At 67.4% G+C, this 21,155-nt stretch carries 16 protein-coding genes; 6 read left to right on the top strand and 10 right to left on the bottom strand.

The genetic code is table 11. The features are described 5' to 3' along the window. Positions 1–2 precede the first annotated feature (2 nt). Positions 3–3,590, bottom strand: coding sequence for a carboxylic acid reductase (gene car, locus A5781_RS11045; RefSeq protein WP_082939298.1), 3,588 nt, complete (start codon positions 3,588–3,590; stop codon positions 3–5). A gap of 118 nt (positions 3,591–3,708) precedes the next feature. After that, positions 3,709–4,464 carry a L,D-transpeptidase gene (locus A5781_RS11040; protein WP_067204908.1) on the bottom strand — a complete coding sequence of 252 codons (756 nt, stop codon included), beginning with the start codon at positions 4,462–4,464 and terminating at the stop codon, positions 3,709–3,711. Between the two features lie 332 nt (positions 4,465–4,796). Between A5781_RS11040 and A5781_RS11035 the strand changes: the two genes are divergently transcribed. Next, on the top strand, positions 4,797–5,729 hold the full coding sequence (locus A5781_RS11035; protein WP_067205046.1) for a LysR family transcriptional regulator: 933 nt from the start codon (positions 4,797–4,799) through the stop codon (positions 5,727–5,729). Here the strand turns inward: A5781_RS11035 and oxc are convergent. Then, positions 5,713–7,446, bottom strand: a complete 1,734-nt coding sequence (gene oxc, locus A5781_RS11030) for an oxalyl-CoA decarboxylase (protein WP_067204904.1) — start codon at positions 7,444–7,446, stop codon at positions 5,713–5,715. The genes A5781_RS11035 and oxc overlap by 17 nt on opposite strands. Positions 7,447–7,697: 251 nt before the next feature. On the opposite strand from oxc, the gene A5781_RS11025 reads away from it, so the two are divergent. Continuing rightward, the gene (locus A5781_RS11025) at positions 7,698–9,263 is read left to right on the top strand and encodes a FadD7 family fatty acid--CoA ligase (RefSeq protein WP_067205043.1); all 1,566 of its coding nucleotides are present in this window, start codon (positions 7,698–7,700) and stop codon (positions 9,261–9,263) included. A gap of 12 nt (positions 9,264–9,275) precedes the next feature. Here A5781_RS11025 and A5781_RS11020 read toward each other — a convergent pair whose 3' ends face one another. Then, entirely contained in the window at positions 9,276–11,435 is a 2,160-nt protein-coding gene (locus tag A5781_RS11020; protein ID WP_067204901.1) for an elongation factor G-like protein EF-G2, read from the bottom strand. 154 nt (positions 11,436–11,589) lie between these two features. Continuing rightward, positions 11,590–12,006: a TIGR03668 family PPOX class F420-dependent oxidoreductase gene (locus A5781_RS11015; protein ID WP_067204897.1), complete on the bottom strand. Its 417-nt coding sequence runs from the start codon at positions 12,004–12,006 to the stop codon at positions 11,590–11,592. A 139-nt stretch (positions 12,007–12,145) separates the two neighbouring features. Here A5781_RS11015 and A5781_RS11010 point away from each other — a divergent pair, with 139 nt between their 5' ends. The 4 genes from A5781_RS11010 (at position 12,146) to A5781_RS10995 (ending at position 17,194) form a co-directional block, all read left to right on the top strand. Next, the gene (locus tag A5781_RS11010; protein ID WP_067204894.1) at positions 12,146–13,195 is read left to right on the top strand and encodes a S1C family serine protease; all 1,050 of its coding nucleotides are present in this window, start codon (positions 12,146–12,148) and stop codon (positions 13,193–13,195) included. 121 nt (positions 13,196–13,316) lie between these two features. Next, positions 13,317–15,101, top strand: coding sequence for a maltose alpha-D-glucosyltransferase (gene treS / locus A5781_RS11005; RefSeq protein WP_067205040.1), 1,785 nt, complete (start codon positions 13,317–13,319; stop codon positions 15,099–15,101). Next, positions 15,098–16,447 (top strand): maltokinase, encoded by a 1,350-nt coding sequence (locus A5781_RS11000; RefSeq protein WP_067204891.1) that lies wholly within the window; start codon positions 15,098–15,100, stop codon positions 16,445–16,447. The genes treS and A5781_RS11000 overlap by 4 nt, the downstream gene beginning before the upstream one ends. Before the next feature lie 45 nt (positions 16,448–16,492). After that, entirely contained in the window at positions 16,493–17,194 is a 702-nt protein-coding gene (locus A5781_RS10995; RefSeq protein ID WP_067204888.1) for a YoaK family protein, read from the top strand. Between the two features lie 37 nt (positions 17,195–17,231). Here A5781_RS10995 and ag85C read toward each other — a convergent pair whose 3' ends face one another. The 5 genes from ag85C to A5781_RS10970 all read right to left on the bottom strand — a co-directional run bounded on the left by ag85C (position 17,232) and on the right by A5781_RS10970 (position 21,134). Further along, complete coding sequence (gene ag85C, locus A5781_RS10990) at positions 17,232–18,263, bottom strand: diacylglycerol acyltransferase/mycolyltransferase Ag85C (RefSeq protein ID WP_067204885.1); 1,032 nt, start codon at positions 18,261–18,263, stop codon at positions 17,232–17,234. A 234-nt stretch (positions 18,264–18,497) separates the two neighbouring features. Further along, positions 18,498–19,316 (bottom strand): ABC transporter permease, encoded by an 819-nt coding sequence (locus A5781_RS10985; protein ID WP_067205036.1) that lies wholly within the window; start codon positions 19,314–19,316, stop codon positions 18,498–18,500. Beyond that, complete coding sequence (locus A5781_RS10980; RefSeq protein WP_067204881.1) at positions 19,306–20,121, bottom strand: ATP-binding cassette domain-containing protein; 816 nt, start codon at positions 20,119–20,121, stop codon at positions 19,306–19,308. Before A5781_RS10980 ends, A5781_RS10985 begins: the two co-directional genes overlap by 11 nt. Beyond that, on the bottom strand, positions 20,118–20,579 hold the full coding sequence (locus tag A5781_RS10975) for a MarR family winged helix-turn-helix transcriptional regulator (protein WP_067204878.1): 462 nt from the start codon (positions 20,577–20,579) through the stop codon (positions 20,118–20,120). The genes A5781_RS10980 and A5781_RS10975 overlap by 4 nt, the downstream gene beginning before the upstream one ends. 60 nt (positions 20,580–20,639) lie before the next feature. After that, positions 20,640–21,134 carry a metallophosphoesterase gene (locus A5781_RS10970; RefSeq protein ID WP_067204874.1) on the bottom strand — a complete coding sequence of 165 codons (495 nt, stop codon included), beginning with the start codon at positions 21,132–21,134 and terminating at the stop codon, positions 20,640–20,642. Between the last annotated feature and the right edge of the window lie 21 nt (positions 21,135–21,155).

The raw sequence follows: 21,155 nt of genomic DNA, 5'->3' as shown, positions 1-21,155 counted from the left end.
ATCTACAGCAGGCCGAGCAACCGCAGATCGAAAACATACTTGGCGATCAAGTCCGCCGATAGATGCGGAATGTCTTTATCCGCACCGAGTTTGGCGGCCTGGACCGCTCCGCGGAAGACTTCCGTCGGGGCCGGCGCGCCACGCAGTGGCCTCTCCGGCTTCCGGTACGCGTCCAGCAACGGCAGCACGGACTGTTGGCGCTGTTTGTCCGGGAGGGCTCGAAGCGCGGTGCCGAAGCGACCGAGCCACTCGTCGTAGTCGTCGATGCGCCGGATGTCGTGGCGGTCGGCGATCAGCCAGTCCACGAACACGTCCAGGGAGATCCCGTCGTCGTGCGGGTTCATCACGTCATAGGAGCGAAACACCCCGGCGGATCCCGCATCGTCGGCGCCGGTCGCGATCTGCTCGCCGAGCGCGGTCACGGCTTCGGCCACGAAGTCGGCGGGCAGCCCGTCGTAATGTGCGACTGGCCGGCCACCGGTGTCGGTGGTTTCGTAGAACGACGACGGCGCGATGCCGGTGACGAGCAAGCTGAAGATCAGCCGCGTGAAGGCGTCCGGCACGTTCAGCTGTCCGGCGTAGCGGCTGTGGGCGAGGATCATGTCGGACCGGAAGACGGCGACGGGCAGCTCGCACAGGTCGTGTGCCTCGCGCAGCAGCACCTCGCCGGCCCACTTGCTGTTGGCGTACCCGTTGGCGTAGCTGCCCTCGACCGGCCGGACCGGGCTGATCGTGCGGATGTCCCCGTCCTCTTTGAAGTCGGCCGGGTCAACGGACATGGCCACCGCGACCGTCGACAGGTAGGTCACCGGCTTGATGCGGGTGGTGATCGCCAGGCGGATAATCTCCGCGGTGCCAACGACATTGGGCCCGAACAGCTGGTCGTAGGGCAGGATGTGGTTGACCAGCGCCGCCGGGTGGACGATCAAGTCCACGGTGCGGGCCAGCCCGTCCCACATCGCCTGGTCCAGCCCCAGATTCGGCTCACCGATATCGCCGGCGATGACCTCGAGATGATCGGCCGCGAGCTCGCGGAACCGCTCGAGCAGGTGCGGATCGCCGCTGCGGTAGACATCCTCGAGCCGCTTGGCGGCGGCGACGGCGTCGGTGCCGCGCACGATGCAGACCAGTTTTCCGCCCGTCTCGGCGAGCCGCTCCAGCCATTCCAGGCACAGGAAGCGGCCCAGATAGCCGTTGGCGCCGGTCAACAGGACGGTGTGCGGCGTGCCGGTGGCTCGCGGCAGGGCCGGGGCGCCGGCCAATGTTTTCGCGTCGATGAACTTGTCAAGGGTGAGGTCGGCGGCGCGGACCTCGGTGGCGTCCCGCCCGTGCACCGCCCCGAATGTCGTTCGCCTGGATCCCGTTCGGCGTTCGGCCTCAACGTATTCCGCAAGCTGACCCAGATCGGTGGCCGGGCCGATGATCATGCCAACCGGCACCTCGACGTCGAAGATGTCCTGCAAGAGGTTGGAGAAGGTTAAGGCCGACAGGGAATCTCCGCCGAGTTCGATGAACAGGGCATCGGGTTCGGGCGGGCCGCCGGCCAGGCCGAGCAGCGCTTCGGCGGCGCGGGCCAGCGTGTCGATGACCGGGTGGTCGGCAGCCCCCTCGCGCAGCGCGCGGAGCTCGGTCACCCGGTTGGCGGCCAGCTCCGCATACAGCTGCTCGAGCCGGTCGCCGTAGTGCTCCTTGAGCTTCGGCCGGAGCAACTTGCCCACGCCGGACAGCAGCCCGTTGTCCTCGCTGAACGGCTCGGCCTCGACGAGAAAGTCGACGGGCACCTCGTAGGACTGCAGCTCGGCGAGTTTGCCTGACTGGCGCAGTGATTCGCGCAGGGCGGCCTTGAGCCCGTCGGGGTCGCCGGCGAACCTGTCCAGCGCGTCGGCGGTCGGCACCACGACGGCCAACAGATACGGGCGTTCGCTGTTGCCGTAGACGAAGATCTGGCGGACCAGGGCCGCGCTGCTGAACACGGCCTCCAGGCGCGCGACGGCGACGAATTCGCCTTGGGCGAGCTTCAATACGTTGTTGCGCCGGTCGACGTAGGTGAGCCGACCCGGCTCCAGCTCGGCCATCACGTCCCCGGTCCGGTAATAGCCTTGTTCGTCGAAGGCATTGGCGGTGACATCCGGGCGCTTGAAGTATCCGGGCGTCGCCGTCAGCGACTTGACCAGCAGCTCGCCCCGCGGGAACGGTTTGTCGGTAAGGAAATAACCCAGTTCGGGGACGTCGATGAGCTTGTATCCCAGAACCGGCGGCGCGGCGATCCGGCCGTCCTTGGTCACCATCCCGACCTCCGTCAGCCCGTAGCCGTCGAGGACGTGCACGTCCAGGCAGGTCTCCACAAAGCTGCGCATCTCCGCCGCAAGCGGCGCGGTGCCACAGAACGCGGTGATGATGCGTCCGCCCAGAACCTCCTCGCGCAACTCAGCCCGCGCCTCGGCCTCGGCGAATGCCGGGTCGGTCCCCTGGAAGACCCGCCGGTCGACGGCGCTTTGGTAGCGCTGGTACAGCATCTCCGCCACCCGCGGCACCAGCCCCATTTCGGTGGGGCGCACCAGGTTCCAATCTTCGAAGAGTGTGGACAGGTCACTTTCGGGAACGAAGTAACTGGTGCCACCCGCTTGGAACGCGGTCGACAACGGTATCCGGCCACCGAGGTGATTGAGCGGCATGAAGTTGACGTTGAGCACGGGCGTGTCCGCGAAGTCGGGCATCAGCTCGTTGGTCCACAGCTTGCACAGCATGCGCTCGGTGTACATGGCGCCCTTGGGCAGTCCGGTGCTCCCCGATGTGTACATGATCATGGCCAGACGCTGGTCGGTGTCGCCCGTGTACCCCGGCTCGGGCGGCAGGGCGCGACCCCGCTCGATCAACTCGTCGAACGTCTCGATCGTCACCGCCATCCCGGCCGCCGACAGCTTCGCGCGAGCACGCTCCAAAGCCTCGCGCTGATCGTCGATTTGGGGGGAGTAGTCGAAAACCACCAACCGCCGCAACGACGTGCTGCCCAGCGCTGCCTCGACGGCCAGGTCCAGGTAGCCGGCGCCAGCCGCGAGCACCCGCGGCTCCACCTCGGCGACGATCGGCTGCAACCGTGAGGCCGCCGCGTTGTGCTGCAGCGGCACCGCCACCAGGCCGAGATAGGCGCACACCAGATCGAGGGTCAGGTACTCCGCGCTGGCGAAACCGACTGTGGCGACGAAGTCTCCAGGTGTCACAGGATCGGCCGCGTCGTGCCGCCAAGCGCTGGCGATCGCGCCCACGTTGGCCCACAGGTCGCGGTAGCTGATGGTGTCGAACCGGGGGAGTAGCTGCGCGGTGATGCGGCCGGTCGCCGGATCGGTGACGAGCGACCGCGCCCGCCAACCCAGCGCCGGACGATCGGCATAGCCCTCGACGAAGATCTGCAGGATCTGTGTCAGGCGAAGCTCCGGTTCGCGGCCCGCTCGTTGCAGTGCGGCATTCGGTTTGGTGCTGCGGAACTGTTCGTCCGTCGCGTCCAGTCGGCGAATGCGTTCGGCAACCCGCTTTCGCGCCGGACTGATCGAACCCGCGATGGTGTCTTGTTGTTCCGCATCACCGGTCATGGCCAGCCTCCCGTTCGGATCCTCGTCTACCGGGAACCCACCGGTACGGGCCAGTCTTCCGTTCAATGGTTGTGACGGTTGTCACACCGGCGAGCGGAGGGGTGCGCGGGCAGCGCCCCTATGCCACGACCTGGATGGGGTCGCCCACGTTCACCTGGTTGAAATACCAGGCGGCGTTATCGGGGCTGAGGTTGATGCAGCCATGGCTCACGTTGGCGTAACCCTGTGAGTCAACCGACCAGGGGGCCGAGTGCACGTAGACGCCGCTCCAAGTGACGCGAACCGCATATGAGGCGGTGATCTTGTATCCCTCGGGCGAGCTGAGCGGGATGCCGATGGTCCGTGAGTCCATGACCACGGTGCGCTGCTTTTCCAGGGCAGTGAAGCTGCCGATCGGTGTGGGCCGGCTGGGCTTGCCCATCGACGCCGGCATGGTGCGCAGCACTTCTCCGTTCCGGCTGACGGTGAAGGTGTGCGCGGAGATGCTGGCGACACCGAGTAACGCGTCACCGGTGTCGAATCCCGTGGTCAGGGCCTGAATGCCCACCGAGACGTGGGTGTGGGCGGGCCAGTACTGGTTCGGCACCCACTGCACGACGTTGTTCTCGACCCACTCGAAATGTCCGGGCGTGTTGCTCGGCGATATGACGTGGATGGACCGCTCGGCGGCGTCTCGATCCCTGATCGGCGCGGTGAACGTCACCACGACCGGGTGCGCCACGCCCACGACCGAGCCGTCAGCCGGCAAAACCGAGGCAACCGCCGGGGCGGGCGGCGGTACCGGGACGGACGCGTGGCTGCGGCCGATCGGTCCGATCAAACCCAACGCCGTGATCGCGACCATAACAAATAGATAACGAACACCTCGACGCATAGCGCCCGCCCTTCGAGATGGTGCGATTAACACGACTGTATTCTACCGGCTGCTCCCGCACTGCCGCTTTCAGCAAACTTTTGTGGGTGCGCCGGTCGCCACGATAACGATCCGGCCGCCGTTTCGGTTCGACGGTGTCGCGAACCCGAGGCCCAATTGCGCCGGACGGGCGCGATTACCAGCGTCTTGCGGCGGTTCGGTGCCCGCACAGGCGCTTTGGCGGCCGCGGGCGATCCGCGATGGCATGTCGGTCGCGCATCGAGGCTCCGGATTGGCCGGCGCGCCGGCGACGCGTTAGCCTCAGCAACAATCCGGGGGCAGAGGAGGTGCGGGTGCTCTTCCGTCAGCTGGAGTACTTCGTCGCGGTCGCGCAGGAGCGCCACTTCGCTCGTGCGGCCGAGAAGTGCTATGTATCCCAACCCGCGCTGTCCGCCGCGATCGCCAAGCTGGAACGGGAACTGAACGTCACGCTGATCAATCGCGGGCACAGCTTCGAGGGTCTCACGCCCGAGGGTGAGCGGTTGGTGGTGTGGGCCAAGCGGATTCTGGCCGAGCACGACGCCTTCAAGTCCGAGGTGCATGCCGTGCGGTCGGGCATCACCGGCATGCTGCGGCTGGGCACGGTCCCCACCGCCTCGACGACCGCCTCCCTGGTGCTCTCGGCGTTTTGTTCGGCGCACCCGTTGGCGAAGGTACACATCCTTTCCCGGCTGTCCGGTACCGAACTGTACCGGCGGCTACGCGAATTCGAACTGGACGCCGCGATCGTGCACGCGGCGCCCGACGAGGCCCACGACGTGAACCTGGTGCCGCTGTATGAGGAGCACTATGTGTTGTTGTCGCCCGCGGACATGCTGGGATCCGCCGGCTCGACGATGACCTGGCCGGAGGCCGCGCAGTTGCCGCTGGCGTTGCTCACGCCCGAGATGCGGGACCGCCAGATCATCGACAAGGCCTTCGCCGACCACGCCATCGAAGTGGCCCCGCAGGTCGAAACCGACTCTGTTGCTTCGCTGTTCGCGCAGGTCGCCGCGGGGAACTGGGCATGCATCGTGCCGCACACCTGGTTGTGGACCTCGCCGCTGGGGCGGGAAGTTCGCGCGGTGGAGATGGTCGACCCGGTGCTCAAGGCCGACGTCGCGCTGGCCACCAATTCCGCCGGCCCGGGGTCGCCCATCGCCCGCGCGCTCGCCACCTCCGCGGCGCAGCTGTCGCTGAACGAGTTCTTCGACGCGCAGTTATCGCGAATCACGCACGGGCGCTGACCGCTACCGCGCTGGTCGGGTTCAGGCTCGCCAGATGCCCGCTTTCCACCCCGGCCGCCAGGTCGAGCTCGCAGTCGATGATCGACGGCGTCCGGGAGCCGATCGACTCGGACAGCGCCGACTGCAGCTCCGCCGGGGTGGTGACGTGATATCCCTTGCCGCCGAAGGCTTCCGCGAGTAACTCGTGATGGGCCCGCGCGTTAAGGACGGTGGGCGCCGGATCCGATCCCTGCGCTGCTTCGTCGCCGCGGTAGACGCCGCCGTTGTTGAGAATGACGACGGTCACCGGAAGCCGGTAGCGGCAAATGGTCTCGATTTCCATTCCGCTGAAGCCGAAAGCGCTATCACCCTCGATCGCGACCACGGGGTCACCGGTTTCGACAGCGGCCGCGATGGCGTAGCCCATGCCGATGCCCATGACGCCCCATGTTCCCGTGTCGAGCCGGTGCCGCGGCAGCTCCATGCCGATGACGTTGCGGGCCAGGTCCAGCGCGTTGGCTCCCTCGTTGACCACGTAAGCGTCCGGGTTTTCCTGCAGCACAGCGCGGATCGCGCCCAGCGCGTTGTAAAAGCGCATGGGATGGGGGGTTTCGGTCAGGCGCTCGCGCATCTTGGCGTCGTTGCGGGCGGTGCGCTCGGCCAGCTCACTGGTCCATTCGGCGGGCACCGTGAGGGGGTGGGCGGCCAGGCCGTCACGCAGCGCCGACATCACCGAGCCGATGTCGCCGACCAGTGGCGCGGCGATCGGCTGGTTGCTGTCGAACTCCGACGGGGCGATATCGACCTGAACGAACTTGGCGCCGGCGGACCATTGCGGCGAGTCCCCGTGGCCGAGTAGCCAGTTCAGCCGGGCGCCGACCAGCAACACGACGTCCGCGCGCGCGACCGCGAGCGAGCGTGCGGCCGCGGCGGACTGCGGGTGGGAGTCCGGGAGCAGACCCTTGGCCATCGACATGGGCAGGAAAGGAATGCCGCTGGCCTCGACAAACTCGCGAATCACGTTGTCGGCCTGGGCATATGCCGCACCCTTGCCGAGCACGATCAAGGGTCGCCGCGCCTGCGCCAGCACTCGCAGCGCGCGCTCGACCGCGTCGGGCGCCGGCAGCTGCCGGGGCGCGGGGTCGACGATCCGCCAGACCGTCTCCGCGCCGGCGACCGCGTCCATGGCTTGCCCCAACACGTCGCCGGGGATGTCGAGGTAAACGCCACCGGGACGGCCGGAGATCGCGGTGCGGATGGCACGCGCCACGCCGCGCCCGATGTCCTCGACCCGGCTGATCCGATAGGCCGCCTTCGCGAAGGGCCGTGCGGCGTTGAGCTGGTCGATGTCCTGGTAGTCACCGCGTTGCAAATCGACCAGCGCCCGGTTGCTGGAGCCCGAGATCTGGATCATCGGGAAGCAGTTCGCCGTGGCGTTGGCGAGCGCCGGCAACCCGTTGAGGAAACCGGGCCCCGATGTCGTAAGGCACACGCCGGGTCGGCGGGTCAGGAATCCGGCGGCGGCGGCGGCGTTACCGGCCGACGTCTCATGCCGGAAACCGATGTAGCGGATTCCGGACGCCTGCGCGACGCGGGCGAGGTCGGTGATCGGGATGCCGACGATCCCGTAGATGGTGTCCACGTCGTTGGCCTTGAGCGCTTCCACCACCAGGTGGAAGCCGTCGATCAAGCGCGTGGACTCGTGCTCCTGGCCGGGAGACGCCGAAACTGCGGTCATGGTGCCGACTCCTCGTGTGTGGTCGGAGGTGAAGTAAAGCCTCAGCCCATACTCTGGCGCGGCCGCCCCGCGGGTGTCCAAGACCAAGCCGCTATGCCGCGATTCACGCCGTCTATCGGCGCTGGCCAACCGGGTTCCGCGGCGTCGATAGCCAACGGTTATCGGTCGTGAGTGAATCGATATTGGACGCGCGGGACGGCCACCCGGCATGGTTCGAGCAGGTGGACGACGAAGACAGAAGGAGCGCGGCGATGAAATCTGAGGCGATCATCGGCGGCCATGCCACGGCGGAGATGCCGGGCCCACGCATCGCCGATCTGGTCGAGGAGGCGGCACGCCGTTCCCCGGGGGTGCCCGCGTTGGTCGCCACCTCCGACCGGGTACCGGTCAGCTACCACGATCTGCTCCGGCTGGTGGACGACCTGGCCGCGCAGCTGAAGCGGGCCGGGCTGCGGCCCGGCGATCGCGTCGCGCTGCGCTCCGGGAGCAACGCGGAATTCGTCGTCGGACTGTTGGCGGCCTCGCGGGCCGACCTGGTCGCGGTCCCGCTCGACCCGGCCCTTCCCGTCGGCGAACAGCGCGCCCGCAGCGAGGCGGTGGGCGCCCGGGCGGTGCTCATCGACGGCGAAGCGCCCGTCGATCAGGGAGAAGCGGGCCTGCCGTGGTGGCCACTCGCGGTGACGGTCGGCGCCCCAACGGTGCGCTTGGACGTGACCGGGGCTCCCGCGCAACACTTTTCGACGCCGGAGGGGCTGCGCGACGACGACGCCATGATCATGTTCACCGGCGGCACCACCGGGGTACCGAAGATGGTCCCCTGGACCCGCGGCAACATCACCGCCTCGGTGCGGGCCATCATCGCCGGTTACGGGCTCGGCCCCAGGGACGCCACGGTGGCGGTGATGCCGCTCTACCACGGTCACGGGCTACTCGCCGCGCTGCTGGGGACCCTGGTGTCCGGGGGAGCGGTGTTGCTGCCCGCGCGGGGACGGTTCTCGGCCCACACCTTCTGGGACGACATCGGAGCCGTCCGCGCCACCTGGTACACGGCGGTCCCGACGATTCACCAGATCCTGTTGGAGCGGGCCGAAACCGACCGACCGGGCGACGCCGGACTGCGGTTCATCCGCAGCTGCAGCGCCCCCCTCACCGCCGAGACGGCGCAGGCACTGCAGGACACGTTCTCGGCCCCCGTGGTGTGCGCCTTCGGCATGACCGAAGCCACCCACCAGGTCGCCACTACCGAAATCGGCCACACCGAAAACCCTGCTGCCACACCGGGTCTCGTCGGCCGCTCGACCGGGCCGGAAATCAGGATCGTCGGGCCCGACGGCCGGCCCATGCCCACGGGGGAGGTCGGTGAGGTGTGGCTGCACGGACCCACCGTGGTCCGGGGCTACCTCGGCGACCCGGCGATCACCGCAGCCAATTTCACCGACGGGTGGTTGCGCACCGGTGACCTGGGAACGCTGTCGGCGGCTGGTGAACTGATCATCCGTGGGCGGATCAAGGAGCTCATCAACCGGGGTGGAGAGAAGATCTCCCCGGAACGCGTCGAGGGCGTGCTGGGCAGCCACCCCGGGGTGCTGGAGGTGGCCGTCTTCGGGATGCCCGACAAGCTGTACGGCGAGACGGTGGCGGCGGTGATCGTTCCCCGCGGACCGGCCGCACCGACCGCGGACGAACTCGCCGCCTTCGCCCGCGACCGGCTGGCCCCCTTCGAGGTACCGGGCAGCTTCCGGCAGGCGGCGGAGCTGCCGCACACCGCCAAAGGATCACTGGATCGCCGCGCCGTCGCCCAGCGATTCGGGGCGTAGCGACTTCTCCGCTCAGACGGTGGCCTTCACCCGAGTGGCCGCGGTTTCCGGCATCGGTTCGTAGCGGGCGAAGGTCCGGGTGAACGACGCCGCCCCGTGGGCAAGTGAGCGCAAGTCGATCGCGTAGCGCGTCAACTCCACCTGCGGCACCTCGGCTTTGACCAAGGTGCGTTCGCGGTCGGCGGTCTCGGTACCGAGCACGCGACCGCGACGGCCCGACAGGTCGCCCATCACCGCACCCACGAAATCGTCGGGCACCAGCACCGAGATCTCGTCGATGGGCTCGAGCAGGCTCACCTTGGTCGCCGCGGCTGCCTCGCGCAGCGCCAGGGAGCCCGCCATCTGGAACGCGAAATCCGAGGAGTCGACGCTGTGTGCCTTGCCGTCGAGCAGCGTGACCCGAATGTCGACCACCGGGTAACCGGCGTGCACGCCCTTCTCCATCTGCGCGCGAACGCCCTTCTCCACGCTCGGGATGAATTGCCGCGGCACCGCCCCGCCGACCACCCTGTCGAGGAATTCGAATCCGGAGCCCTCGGGCAGCGGCTCCACTTCGATGTCGCACACCGCGTATTGACCGTGGCCGCCCGACTGCTTGACGTGGCGGCCATGGCCTTTTGCCTTGCCGCTGAACGTTTCTCGCAGCGGAACCCGGAGCTCGACGGTGTCGACCGTGACGCCGTACCGGTTGGCCAGCGCGTCGAGGACCACACCGGCGTGGGCTTCGCCCATGCACCACAACACGATTTGGTGGGTCTCCTGGTTCTGCTCGATCCGCAATGTCGGGTCCTCGGCGGCCAGCCGTCCCAGCCCCACCGACAGCTTGTCCTCGTCGGTCTTGGCGTGCGCCTGGATCGCCACCGGCAGCAGGGGTTCGGGCATCGTCCACGGTTTCAGCACGAGCGGCTCCGCCTTGTCCGAGAGCGTGTCGCCGGTTTCGGCCCGGCTCAGCTTGCCGATGGCGCAGATGTCACCCGCCACCACGGCCGGTGCCGGGCGCTGCTGCTTGCCGAGCGGGAAGGACAGGACTCCGACGCGCTCGTCTTCGTCGTGGTCGGGGTGCGTGCTGCCGTTCCCGTTGACCGCCCCGAAGAACGACGCAAAATGGCCCGACACATGAACCGTCGTGTCGGGCCTGATGGTCCCGGAAAACACCCGGACCAGGCTGACCCTTCCGACGTAGGGGTCCGACGTCGTCTTCACCACCTCCGCGAGCAGGGGTGCGTCCGCGTCGCAGGTCAGCGTCGCGTGCGGGGCGCCCTGCGGCGTAAACACCTCCGGGAGTGGGTGTTCCATCGGGGACGGGAATCCGCGCGTGGCGACCTCCAGCAGTTCCAGGGTGCCGACGCCGGTGCTGCTGCATACGGGGATCACCGGGAAGAACGACCCCCGGGCGACGGCCCGCTCCAGGTCCTCGATGAGCACCGCCTCGTCGATGGACTCACCGCCGAGGTAGCGATCCATCAGCGATTCGTCCTCGGATTCCTCGATGATGCCTTCGATGAGGGTCCCGCGCGCCTCCTCGATCTTCTCCGCGTCGGAGGGATCGGGCGGTTGCATGGTCCGCTTGCCGTCGGCGTATTGGTAGCGGGTCTGCGACAGTAACCCGATCAAGCCTTCGCAAGACGGCAGGCCGGTCGGCAGGTACAGCGGTAACACCTTGTCGCCGAACGCGTTCTGCGCGGCGGCCAACGCCTCGGAGTAGTTCGCCCGGGCGTGGTCGAGCTTGGTGATCACCACGGCGCGGGGCATGCCGATCTGATCGCATTCCTGCCACAGCGATTTGGTGGGTTCGTCGACGCCCTCGTTGGCCGCGATCACGAACAGCGCGCAGTCCGCGGCGCGCAAGCCGGCCCGCAACTCGCCGACGAAATCGGCGTATCCCGGGGTGTCGACCAGATTGATCTTGATGCCGTCGTGCGCGAGGGAGGCGACGGCAACGCCGACGGACCGCTGCTGGCGGATCTCGGCGTCGTCGTAGTCGCATACCGTGCTGCCGTCGGTGACGGAACCCGCTCTGTTCAGCACCCCGGCGGCGACCAACAGCGCCTCGACCAGGGTGGTCTTGCCGCCACCCGAGGGCCCGACGAGGACGATGTTGCGCACATCGCCGGGACCGTTCGCGGTGGGGGCGGCCGCCGCTCCCTGGGAGGCATTCGCCTTGTCCGCCATGTCCTTCCTCCAGTTCTCCCCCGGTGGGTGCGTCCAGCGTGGTGTGTCCTGGCTCACAGGGTCTAGAGGCAACTTTTCCCCCAACCGCGGCCCAACACAAGGCCACGGGCGCGCCACATTTGCGCCGGCCGGGCCGGGAAGGGAGTGTCGGCCGTCAGGCGTGCCAGCTCGACCAGCGGCGCACCGCGATCGCGATCACCGGCCCGTCCAACGGAACGGATTGGTACTGAGGGTATTTGGCGCGCAGCAGCCGGCATGCGGACTCCATCGCCGCTCCGTCGGCATGGATGCTGGCCGCGCCGTCGACCCGCACCCACCACAGCTGCGTCCAATCGTCGGCGTAATGGTCGACGAGCAGGCTCACGTGGGGGTTCTCTTCGATGTTGGCCAGTCGTCGCAGCCGCCGCGTCGTCTTGGGCTTCGCGTCGACGGCGGTGTACACCACGTCGGGAGCGTCATCAGCGACCGCGAATACCACCGGCACCAGGTGGGGGAAGCCGTCGGGCGCGATCGTGGCCAGCCGGGCCACCGGGGATCGGGTGAAGCTGGCCTTGGGGTCGAATTCGCCCACCGTGTCAGCCTAGGCGGATCGGAACCTTGCCACTGCCATGAATAGCTACCTGCATTACGGTTATATACACATCATTGTGCCGCCCAGAACCGCAAGGCCGGGACAGTTCGGTGTTACCGCAAAGCAGGAAGGGTGACGGATGAGCAAATCGCACCACCGCTCGGTCTCGTGGTCATGGTTGGTCAGCGCGCTGGCTGTGGTCGGATTGGGCCTCGGTCTGGGCACCGTGCCGGCGGCCGCAGCGCCATTCACCCAGCCGCAGGCGCCCCTCGACCCGGCGGCATTGGTCGGCCAGGTGGGGCCGCAGGTGGTCAACATCAGCACCAAGTTCGGCTACAACAACGCGGTGGGCGCCGGAACCGGCATTGTCATCGACCCCAACGGTGTCGTGCTGACCAACAATCACGTGATCTCCGGCGCGACCGATATCAGCGCGTTCGACGTCGGCGACGGGCAGACGTACGCCGTCGACGTTGTCGGTTATGACCGCACCCAGGACATCGCGGTGCTGCAACTCCGCGGCGGGGCCGGCCTTCCGACCGCCGCGATCGGCGGCGGCGTGACGGTGGGCGAGCCGGTCGTCGCGATGGGCAACGCCGGCGGCCAGGGCGGAACGCCCAGCGCGGTGTCCGGCAAGGTCATCGCGCTGAACCAGTCCGTCTCGGCGACCGACACGCTGACCGGCGCCAACGAGTCGCTGGGTGGGCTGATCCAGGCCGACACACCGATCCGCCCCGGCGACTCCGGCGGTCCGCTGGTCAACAACGCCGGGCAGGTAGTCGGTGTGAACACCGCCGCCACCGATAACTACAAGATGTCGGGCGGCGGGCAGGGCTTCGCCATCCCGATCGGCAGGGCGATGGGCGTGGCGGGGCAGATCAGGTCGGGCGCCGGCTCGAACACCGTGCACATCGGCCCGACCGCGTTCCTCGGGCTGGGTGTGACCGACAGCAACGGCAACGGCGCGCGCGTCGAGCGCGTGGTCACCGGCGGCCCCGCGGCGGCGGCCGGGATTTCCCCCGGCGACGTCATCACCGGGGTTGACAACGTCGCGATCACGGGGGCCACGTCGATGACCGAGGTGCTCGTCCCGCACCACCCCGGCGACAACATCACGGTGCGCTACCGCTCCGCCGGGGGCGGCGACCGCACCACGAACGTGACGCTGGCGGACGGACCTCCGGCCTGATCCCCATGTCGACGATGCCCGGCGGGCGGCCAATTCTATTGGCGCCGAGTGTTTTTCGTCGCATGTCAGTGGGCGTGATTCCGAATGTCGCGCCTCGGGTACCCGTGGCATCGTGGATTTGATGAACGACGCAAGAGAAGCTGTCGAGCACCATCCCGGAGGGGGCAGTCACGTCCAGGACGGTGTCGTCGAGCACCCCGAGTCCTATGACTTCGACAATGCCGCCGCGCTGCCCACCGACCCGACATGGTTCAAGCACGCCGTTTTCTACGAGGTGCTGGTGCGGGCGTTCTTCGACGCCAATGCGGACGGGTCGGGCGACCTGCGCGGACTCCTGGGGCGCCTGGACTACCTGCAGTGGCTGGGCATCGACTGCATCTGGCTGCCGCCGTTCTACGACTCGCCGCTGCGTGATGGTGGTTACGACATCCGGGACTTTTACAAGGTGCTGCCCGAGTTCGGCACGGTCGAGGATTTCGTCGCGCTGCTCAACGCCGCGCACGAGCGGGGCATCCGGGTCATCACCGACCTGGTCATGAACCACACCTCGGATTCGCACCCCTGGTTCCAGGAGTCGCGGCACGACCCGGACGGCCCGTACGGCGACTTCTACGTGTGGAGCGACACCAGCGAGAAGTACACCGATGCCCGGATCATCTTCGTCGACACCGAGGAGTCCAACTGGACCTTCGACCCGGTGCGCAAACAGTTCTACTGGCACCGGTTCTTCTCGCATCAGCCGGACCTGAACTACGAGAACCCGGCCGTACAGGAAGCCATGATCGACGTCCTGCGCTTCTGGCTCGGCCTGGGTATCGACGGGTTCCGCCTGGACGCGGTGCCCTACCTGTTCGAACGGGAGGGCACCAACTGCGAGAACCTGCCCGAGACGCACGCCTTCCTCAGGCGCGTCCGTAAGGTCATCGACGACGAGTTCCCGGGCCGCGTGCTGCTGGCCGAGGCCAACCAGTGGCCGGCCGACGTGGTCGAGTACTTCGGCGACACCAGCACCGGTGGCGACGAATGCCACATGGCGTTCCACTTCCCGCTGATGCCGCGCATTTTCATGGCGGTTCGCCGGGAGTCGCGCATTCCGATCTCGGAGATCCTGGCGCAGACGCCGGAAATCCCCGACATGGCGCAATGGGGAATCTTCCTGCGCAACCACGACGAGTTGACGCTGGAGATGGTCACGGACGAGGAACGTGACTACATGTACTCCGAGTACGCCAAGGATCCTCGGATGAAGGCGAACGTCGGAATCCGGCGTCGGCTGGCGCCGCTGCTCGACAACGACCGCAACCAGATCGAGCTGTTCACCGCGCTGCTCCTGTCGCTGCCCGGCTCGCCGGTGCTGTACTACGGCGACGAGATCGGCATGGGCGACGTCATCTGGTTGGGTGATCGCGACGGCGTGCGCACCCCGATGCAGTGGACACCGGACCGCAACGCCGGGTTCTCCAAGGCCAACCCGGGCCGGCTCTACCTGCCGGCCAGCCAGGACTCGGTCTATGGCTATCAGGCCGTCAACGTGGAGGCCCAACGCGACACGTCCACGTCGCTGCTGAACTTCACCCGCGTGATGTTGGCAGTGCGGCGCCGCCACGAGGCTTTCGCGATCGGCACATTCGAGGAGCTTGGGGGCTCCAACCCGTCGGTGCTGGCGTTCGTGCGCCAGGCGCCCGACGGGGGCGACACGGTGTTGTGCGTCAACAACCTGTCGCGGTTCCCTCAGCCGATCGAACTGAATCTGCAGCACTGGAGCGGTTGCACGCCGGTGGAACTGACCGGGCACGTCGAATTTCCGCGGATCGGGCACCTGCCCTACCTGCTGACGTTGCCTGGGCACGGGTTCTACTGGTTCCAGCTGACCGCATGTGGGGATGAAGAGGAGCGGCGCACATGACTGAGCCAGCCAAGTTGCCCTGGTCGGACTGGCTCCCACAGCAACGGTGGTACGCCGGGCGCAATCGAGAACTGACCTCCGCCGAGGCCGCCGTGGTCGTCCCGCTGCGGGAGGACCTCGACCTGGTACTGGTCGACGCCCAGTACGCCGACGGCTCGTCCGAGCGTTACCAAGTGATCGTGCGGTGGGATATCGCGCCGGTCTCCGAGTACAGCACCGTGGCCACCATCGGCGCGGCCGGTGACCGCACCGGTTTTGACGGGCTGTACGACACCGAGGCGCCGCAGTTCCTGCTGTCTTTGATCGATTCGTCGGACGTTCGAACCGCGTCGGGGACCGAAGTGAGGTTCGTCAAGGAACCCGACGCGGTGCTGCCGCTGGAGGCGATGCCGCACGTCTCCGACGCCGAACAGAGCAATACCAGCGTGATCTTCGATCGCGACGCGATCTTCAAGGCGTTCCGCCGCGTCAGCAGCGGCATCAACCCGGACATCGAACTGAACCGGGTGCTGGGCCGCGCGGGTAACCCGCACGTGGCCCGGCTGCTCGGCACCTACGACATGGCCGCCCCGGACGGAACGGCTGATGAGGCGTGGCCGCTCGGCATGGTGACGGAGTTCGCATCCAACGCCGCCGAAGGGTGGGCGATGGCCACCGCCAGCGTTCGCGACCTGTTCGCGGAAGGTGACCTGTATGCCCACGAAGTCGGTGGTGACTTCGCCGGCGAATCCTGCCGGCTCGGCGAGGCCGTGGCGTCCGTGCACGCCACGCTGGCCGAGTTCCTCGGAACGGCGCAGTCGGCCTTCCCGGTCGACACCGTGCTGGGGCGCCTGTCGTCGACCGTGGCGAAGGTGCCCGAGCTGCAGGAGCACGCGGCAACCATCGAGGAGCGATTCGCCAAACTCGCCGGCCAGGCGATCACCGTCCAGCGGGTACACGGGGACCTGCACCTCGGGCAGGTGCTGCGCACGCCCGAAAGCTGGTTGCTCATCGACTTCGAGGGCGAACCGGGGCAGCCGCTCGACGAGCGCCGGGCGCCGGACTCACCGCTGCGCGACGTGGCAGGCGTGCTGCGGTCCTTCGAATACGCCGCGTACGGACCGCTGGTGGACCAGGCGGCCGACAAGCAACTGGCGGCCCGCGCCCGGGAGTGGGTCGAGCGCAACCGGACCGCGTTCTGCGAGGGCTACGCCGCCGCGTCGGGCACCGACCCGCGCGATTCAGCCGAGCTGCTGGCCGCCTACGAGCTGGACAAGGCCGTGTATGAGGCCGGCTACGAGGCGCGGCACCGGCCCGGTTGGCTGCCGATCCCGCTGCGCTCCATTGCCCGGCTCACCGCCTCATAGCAACTCTGATCTGCGAGTAACACGGGCTTCTGGAACCATGTCCGTGTGACGAAGGAGATCTTTGACAGCGAGGCGCGGCTGTCCTGGGTGCTGGCAGCGCTGGCCGGTGTGTTGGGGGCCACGGCTTTCACACACTCCGCCGGATACTTCGTGACCTTCATGACCGGAAATGCCCAGCGCGCCGCGCTCGGATACTTCCGGGGCGATGTCTTGCTCTCCGTCAGCGCGGGACTGCTGATCGTGTGCTTCGTCGGGGGCGTAGTCGTCGCATCGGTGTGCCGACGGCATTTCTGGGTGGCGCACCCCCACGGCCCGACCGTGCTCACCACCTTGAGCCTGATCGCCGCGACCGTGGTGGACGTCTTCGACGAAGGTTGGGAAGAGAATTTTCTTGACTTCGCGCCGATCACGTTGGTGGCGTTCGGCATTGGCACATTGAACACGTCATTCGTCAAAGACGGCGAGGTGTCGGTTCCGCTGAGCTACGTGACCGGAACGCTGGTCAAGATGGGCCAGGGCATCGAACGTCACATCGCCGGTGGAACGGTGGCCGACTGGCTGGGCTACTTTCTGCTGTTCGCCAGCTTCGTCCTGGGCGCCACGGTCGGCGGCTTGATCAGCATGGTGGTCAATGGGACGTGGATGCTGGTGGTCGCTTCGTCGGTGTGCGCGTTGACAACTGGCTATACGTACTTTCACCAGGATCGCCGCGCCCTGCTGGACGGAACCCAAAAGCATCGGCAGTAGCGCTGACCGGTGCGCTACTGCCGATGCTGGTTCGGGGTTAGGCGGCTGGCTGCGCCGGTTGTGCCGGCTGGGCCGTGGTGTTGCTGGCCAGCAGCACCTGCTGGATGTCGGGCTTCATCGCGACCAACTGCTGGTTCCAGTAGGGCCACGAGTGCGTCCCGTTGGCCGGGAAGTTGAACGTCCCGTTGCGCCCGCCGGCGGCGGCGTAGGTGTTCTGGAACTGCTGGTTGGTGCGCAGCGTGAGGCCTTCCAGGAACTTGGCCGGCATGTTGTCGCCGCCCAGGTCACTGGGTGTGCCGTTGCCGCAGTACACCCAGATGCGGGTGTTGTTGGCGACCAGGCGCGGGATCTGGACCATCGGGTCGTTGCGCTTCCACGCCGGGTCGGTGGACGGACCCCACATGCTGTTGGCGCTGTAGCCGCCCGAGTCGCTCATCGCCAGGCCGATCAGCGTCGGCCACCAGCCATCGGAGGGGTTGAGGAAGCCCGACAGTGATGCGGCGTAGGGGAACTGCTGCGGGTAGTACGAGGCCAGGATCAGGGCGGAGCCACCGGACATCGACAGGCCCACCACGGCGTTGCCGTCCGGCGAGATCTGCTTGTTGGCCTGCAGCCACAGCGGCATTTCCTGGGTCAGGAACGTCTCCCACTTGTAGGTGTAGTTCTGGCCATTGCTCGACGACGGCTGGTACCAGTTGCTGTAGAAGCTGGACTGGCCTCCGACCGGCATCACCACCGACAGGCCGGACTGGTAGAACTCCTCGAATGCCGGGGTGTTGATGTCCCAGCCGTTGTAGTCGTCCTGGGCCCGCAAACCGTCGAGCAGGTACACCGCGTGCGGTCCGCCGCCCTCGAACTGGACCTTGATGTTGCGGCCCATCGACGGTGACGGCACCTCCAGGTACTCCACCGGCAGCCCCGGCTTCGAGAACGCCCCCGCGGTAGCCGCGCCGCCGGCGGCGGTGACGAGGCCAGACACCAGGGCAGCCCCCACAGCCGCGACCGCCAGTTGGCGCGGCATGGTCGCCGCGGCGCCACGCAACTTCCGCAACTCTTCGAAGAACTTCATAGCTCTCTACCCATCCCAACTTTCATCTGCCGTGTGCGGCGGTCGAATCTGTTCGCTGGGCAGTCAAACACGTGGGGAGGGCTCAATTCGCCTGTCACGGCCGAAGCTTCACATCGCGGTTGGCTAACGATTGGGAGTCAGCCCGGAATCGTCACCGTTGGATCACGATTGGCGATCGGAACGCACGCCGGCCTTCCCAACGGCCGGCGCATCGGCTAACGCCGCCCGCCGTCCCTAGGCGACGAGTCGGCGCAATAACGTTGACGCCGCGGCGATTCCGAGCACCGCGGCCACCACCAGCACGGCGATGTCCATCGGGTTGAAGGGCGTGCCGATGAGCAGTCCCCGTAGGGCGTTGACCTCGTAGCTGAGCGGGTTGACCCTGCTCAACACGTGCAGCCACGTCGGCATCACGTCGACTGGGTACAGCGCGTTGGAGGCGAAGAACAGCGGCATCGTGATCGCCTGGCCTATTCCCATCAAGCGATCGCGATTGCGCACCAGGCCGGCCAGCGTCATCGACAGGCAGGCGAAGAACGCGGCGCCGAGCATGACGACGGCCATCGCCGCCAGAATTCGCAGCGGGTTGACCGTCAGGCCGACATTCATCAGATACGCCAATGCCATCACGCCGACCACCTGGGCCACCGAGCGGACCCCGGCCGCAAACGCCTTGCCCGTGATCAGTGCCGACGCGGGCGCCGGCGTCACCATCAGCTTGGCCAGGACACCGGCGTCTCGATCCCAAATGATCTGTATCCCATAGAAAATCGAGATGAACAGCGCCGACTGGGCAATGATCCCCGGCGCCAGGAAGGCCAGGTAGGACACCGACCCGGTCTGGATGACGTGCAGATGGCTGAAGGTGGTTCCGAAGATCAAAAGCCACAGCGCCGGCTGCACCATCCGGGTGACGAGCTCGGTCCTGTCGTGCTGCAACTTCTGCAGTTCGACGATCGCGAACGCGCCGATCCGGCTCAACACGGCGCCGACCCGTTGCCATCCGCGCGGCGCGCGGACCAGGGTCCCCGGCATGGCGCTATCAACCGACACGGCGCGCAACCTTTCTGGCAGACCGGATTTCGCGGAACGATCCCGCCGAATCTTCCTCCAAGCCCGAGGCGGCATAGTGGCGGAACACGTCCTCGAGGGTTGCGCGCGGCGACACCGTCGACTTCAACTTGGCGGGCGTGCCCACCGCGCGCAACTCACCCTGGTGCATCAGTGCGACGCGATCGCACAACGCGTCGGCCTCTTCCATGTAGTGGGTGGTCAGCAGCACGGTCATCCCGAACTGCGCCTGCATCTTCTGCACCTGTGTCCAGACGCCGTCGCGCGCGATCGGGTCCAGCCCGACGGTCGGTTCGTCGAGAACCAGCAGTGACGGCCGGTTCACCAGTGCCTGCGCCACCTCGAGACGGCGGACCATGCCGCCGGAGTAGGCGGAGGCCAGCCGGTCGGCAACGTCAAGCAGGTCCATGGCCGCCAGCGCCTGCCCGACCCGGTCGGATCGCTCGGCCCGGGGCACCCCGTAGAGTCGCGCGAACCATTCGACGTTTTGCCGGCCCGTCAATGCGGGCTCGATCGAGAGTTGTTGCGGCACATAACCGATGTTGCTGCGAATATCGGTGGTTTGACGGCGGGCGTCCAGCCCGAAGACGCGCAATTCGCCCTGTTGCACCGGCGCCAGCGTGGTGAGCATCCGGACCATGGTCGTCTTCCCGGCGCCGTTCGGACCGAGCAGGCCCATGGTTTCGCCCGGCCGCACCTGCAACGTCACGTCGTTGACGGCGGTGAACTGGCCGTACCGATAGATCAGGTGCCTGGCATCGATCGCCATCGGCAGTGATGCGCTCATGGCCGTCGCTCCTGCAGTGTCTGGGTCATCAATTCAATGACCTCCAATCCTCTTGTCAAAGACTCGATTTGGTCGTCGTCAAGTTCGGCGAGCACCTCGGCCAGCACTGCTCGCCGCGCGGCCCGGGACGCGTCGACGATCTGCTGGGCGGGCTCGGCGAGGTGTAACCGGCCGACCCTGCGGTCCGTGTCCCCGACGGTGCGCATCAGCAAACCGCCGGATACCAGCTTGGACACCAGGGTGGAGGCGGTGTTGGGCGCCAGCCCGAGCTCGGCGGCAGCAGCGTTGACCGAGATGCCCGGCCGCCGGCCCACCAGCCACAGCAGCTCGGACTGTGACTCGGTCAGCCGCGACGAATCGAAGCCGCGGCCGGCCGACCGCCGGAGTTGCCGGCGAAATCTGCCGACGACGCGAAACACCTCGGTGACCACGTCGGTACTTGACTTCACCTGTTCCATAATACCTCTGTAGCCGAGCTATATATGTGTAGAAGCTGTGCAGAAGGTATGTACCCGCTACTACGGGAGGCGATGCAGGACCACGTCGGCGAGCGTCCCGTCGGCGACGTCGGCGGTCATGTAGGTGCAGAACGGTTGTCGGCGCCGGTCCGTCGGCGAGCCCGGATTGAGCAGGCGCAGGCCGGTGTCGGTGCGGGTGTCCCAGGGGATGTGGCTGTGCCCGAACACCAGGACCTGGGTGTCGGGATACAACCGCGACATCCGGGCTTCGCGGCCCGTCGCCGCGCCGGTCTCGTGCACCACCGTGAATCGCACGCCCGCCAGGGTCACGTCCGCCCGTTCCGGCAGCCTCGCCCGCAGTGCCGGCCCGTCGTTGTTGCCCCAGCAGGCGACCAGCCGGGTCGACCTGGCTTCGAGTTCCTCGAGCAGCTCGGGCACCACCCAGTCGCCGGCATGCACGACGACGTCGGCCGCGTCCACCTCATCCCAAATTCGTGCCGGCAGGTCGCGGGCGCGCTTGGGGACGTGGGTATCGGAAATCATCAGCAGCCGCACAACCCCATCTTGCCGCGCCCC

The organism is Mycobacterium sp. 852002-30065_SCH5024008 (assembly GCF_001665645.1).
Classification (GTDB): Bacteria; Actinomycetota; Actinomycetes; order Mycobacteriales; family Mycobacteriaceae; genus Mycobacterium; species Mycobacterium paraffinicum.
Note: the sequence above shows the minus strand (reverse complement) of the source record. Positions and strands in the feature narration are given on the sequence as shown.

Excerpts from the sequence above, each read along its gene's own strand:
- A5781_RS11010 (WP_067204894.1), top strand. The coding sequence starts at position 12,146 with ATGAGCAAATCGCACCACCGCTCGGTCTCGTGGTCATGGTTGGTCAGC.
- A5781_RS11000 (WP_067204891.1), top strand. The coding sequence starts at position 15,098 with ATGACTGAGCCAGCCAAGTTGCCCTGGTCGGACTGGCTCCCACAGCAA.
- A5781_RS11040 (WP_067204908.1), bottom strand. The coding sequence starts at position 4,464 with ATGCGTCGAGGTGTTCGTTATCTATTTGTTATGGTCGCGATCACGGCG.
- A5781_RS10975 (WP_067204878.1), bottom strand. The coding sequence starts at position 20,579 with ATGGAACAGGTGAAGTCAAGTACCGACGTGGTCACCGAGGTGTTTCGC.
- ag85C (WP_067204885.1), bottom strand. The coding sequence starts at position 18,263 with ATGAAGTTCTTCGAAGAGTTGCGGAAGTTGCGTGGCGCCGCGGCGACC.
- A5781_RS10980 (WP_067204881.1), bottom strand. The coding sequence starts at position 20,121 with ATGAGCGCATCACTGCCGATGGCGATCGATGCCAGGCACCTGATCTAT.
- A5781_RS11025 (WP_067205043.1), top strand. The coding sequence starts at position 7,698 with ATGAAATCTGAGGCGATCATCGGCGGCCATGCCACGGCGGAGATGCCG.
- treS (WP_067205040.1), top strand. The coding sequence starts at position 13,317 with ATGAACGACGCAAGAGAAGCTGTCGAGCACCATCCCGGAGGGGGCAGT.
- A5781_RS11020 (WP_067204901.1), bottom strand. The coding sequence starts at position 11,435 with ATGGCGGACAAGGCGAATGCCTCCCAGGGAGCGGCGGCCGCCCCCACC.
- oxc (WP_067204904.1), bottom strand. The coding sequence starts at position 7,446 with ATGACCGCAGTTTCGGCGTCTCCCGGCCAGGAGCACGAGTCCACGCGC.
- car (WP_082939298.1), bottom strand. The coding sequence starts at position 3,590 with ATGACCGGTGATGCGGAACAACAAGACACCATCGCGGGTTCGATCAGT.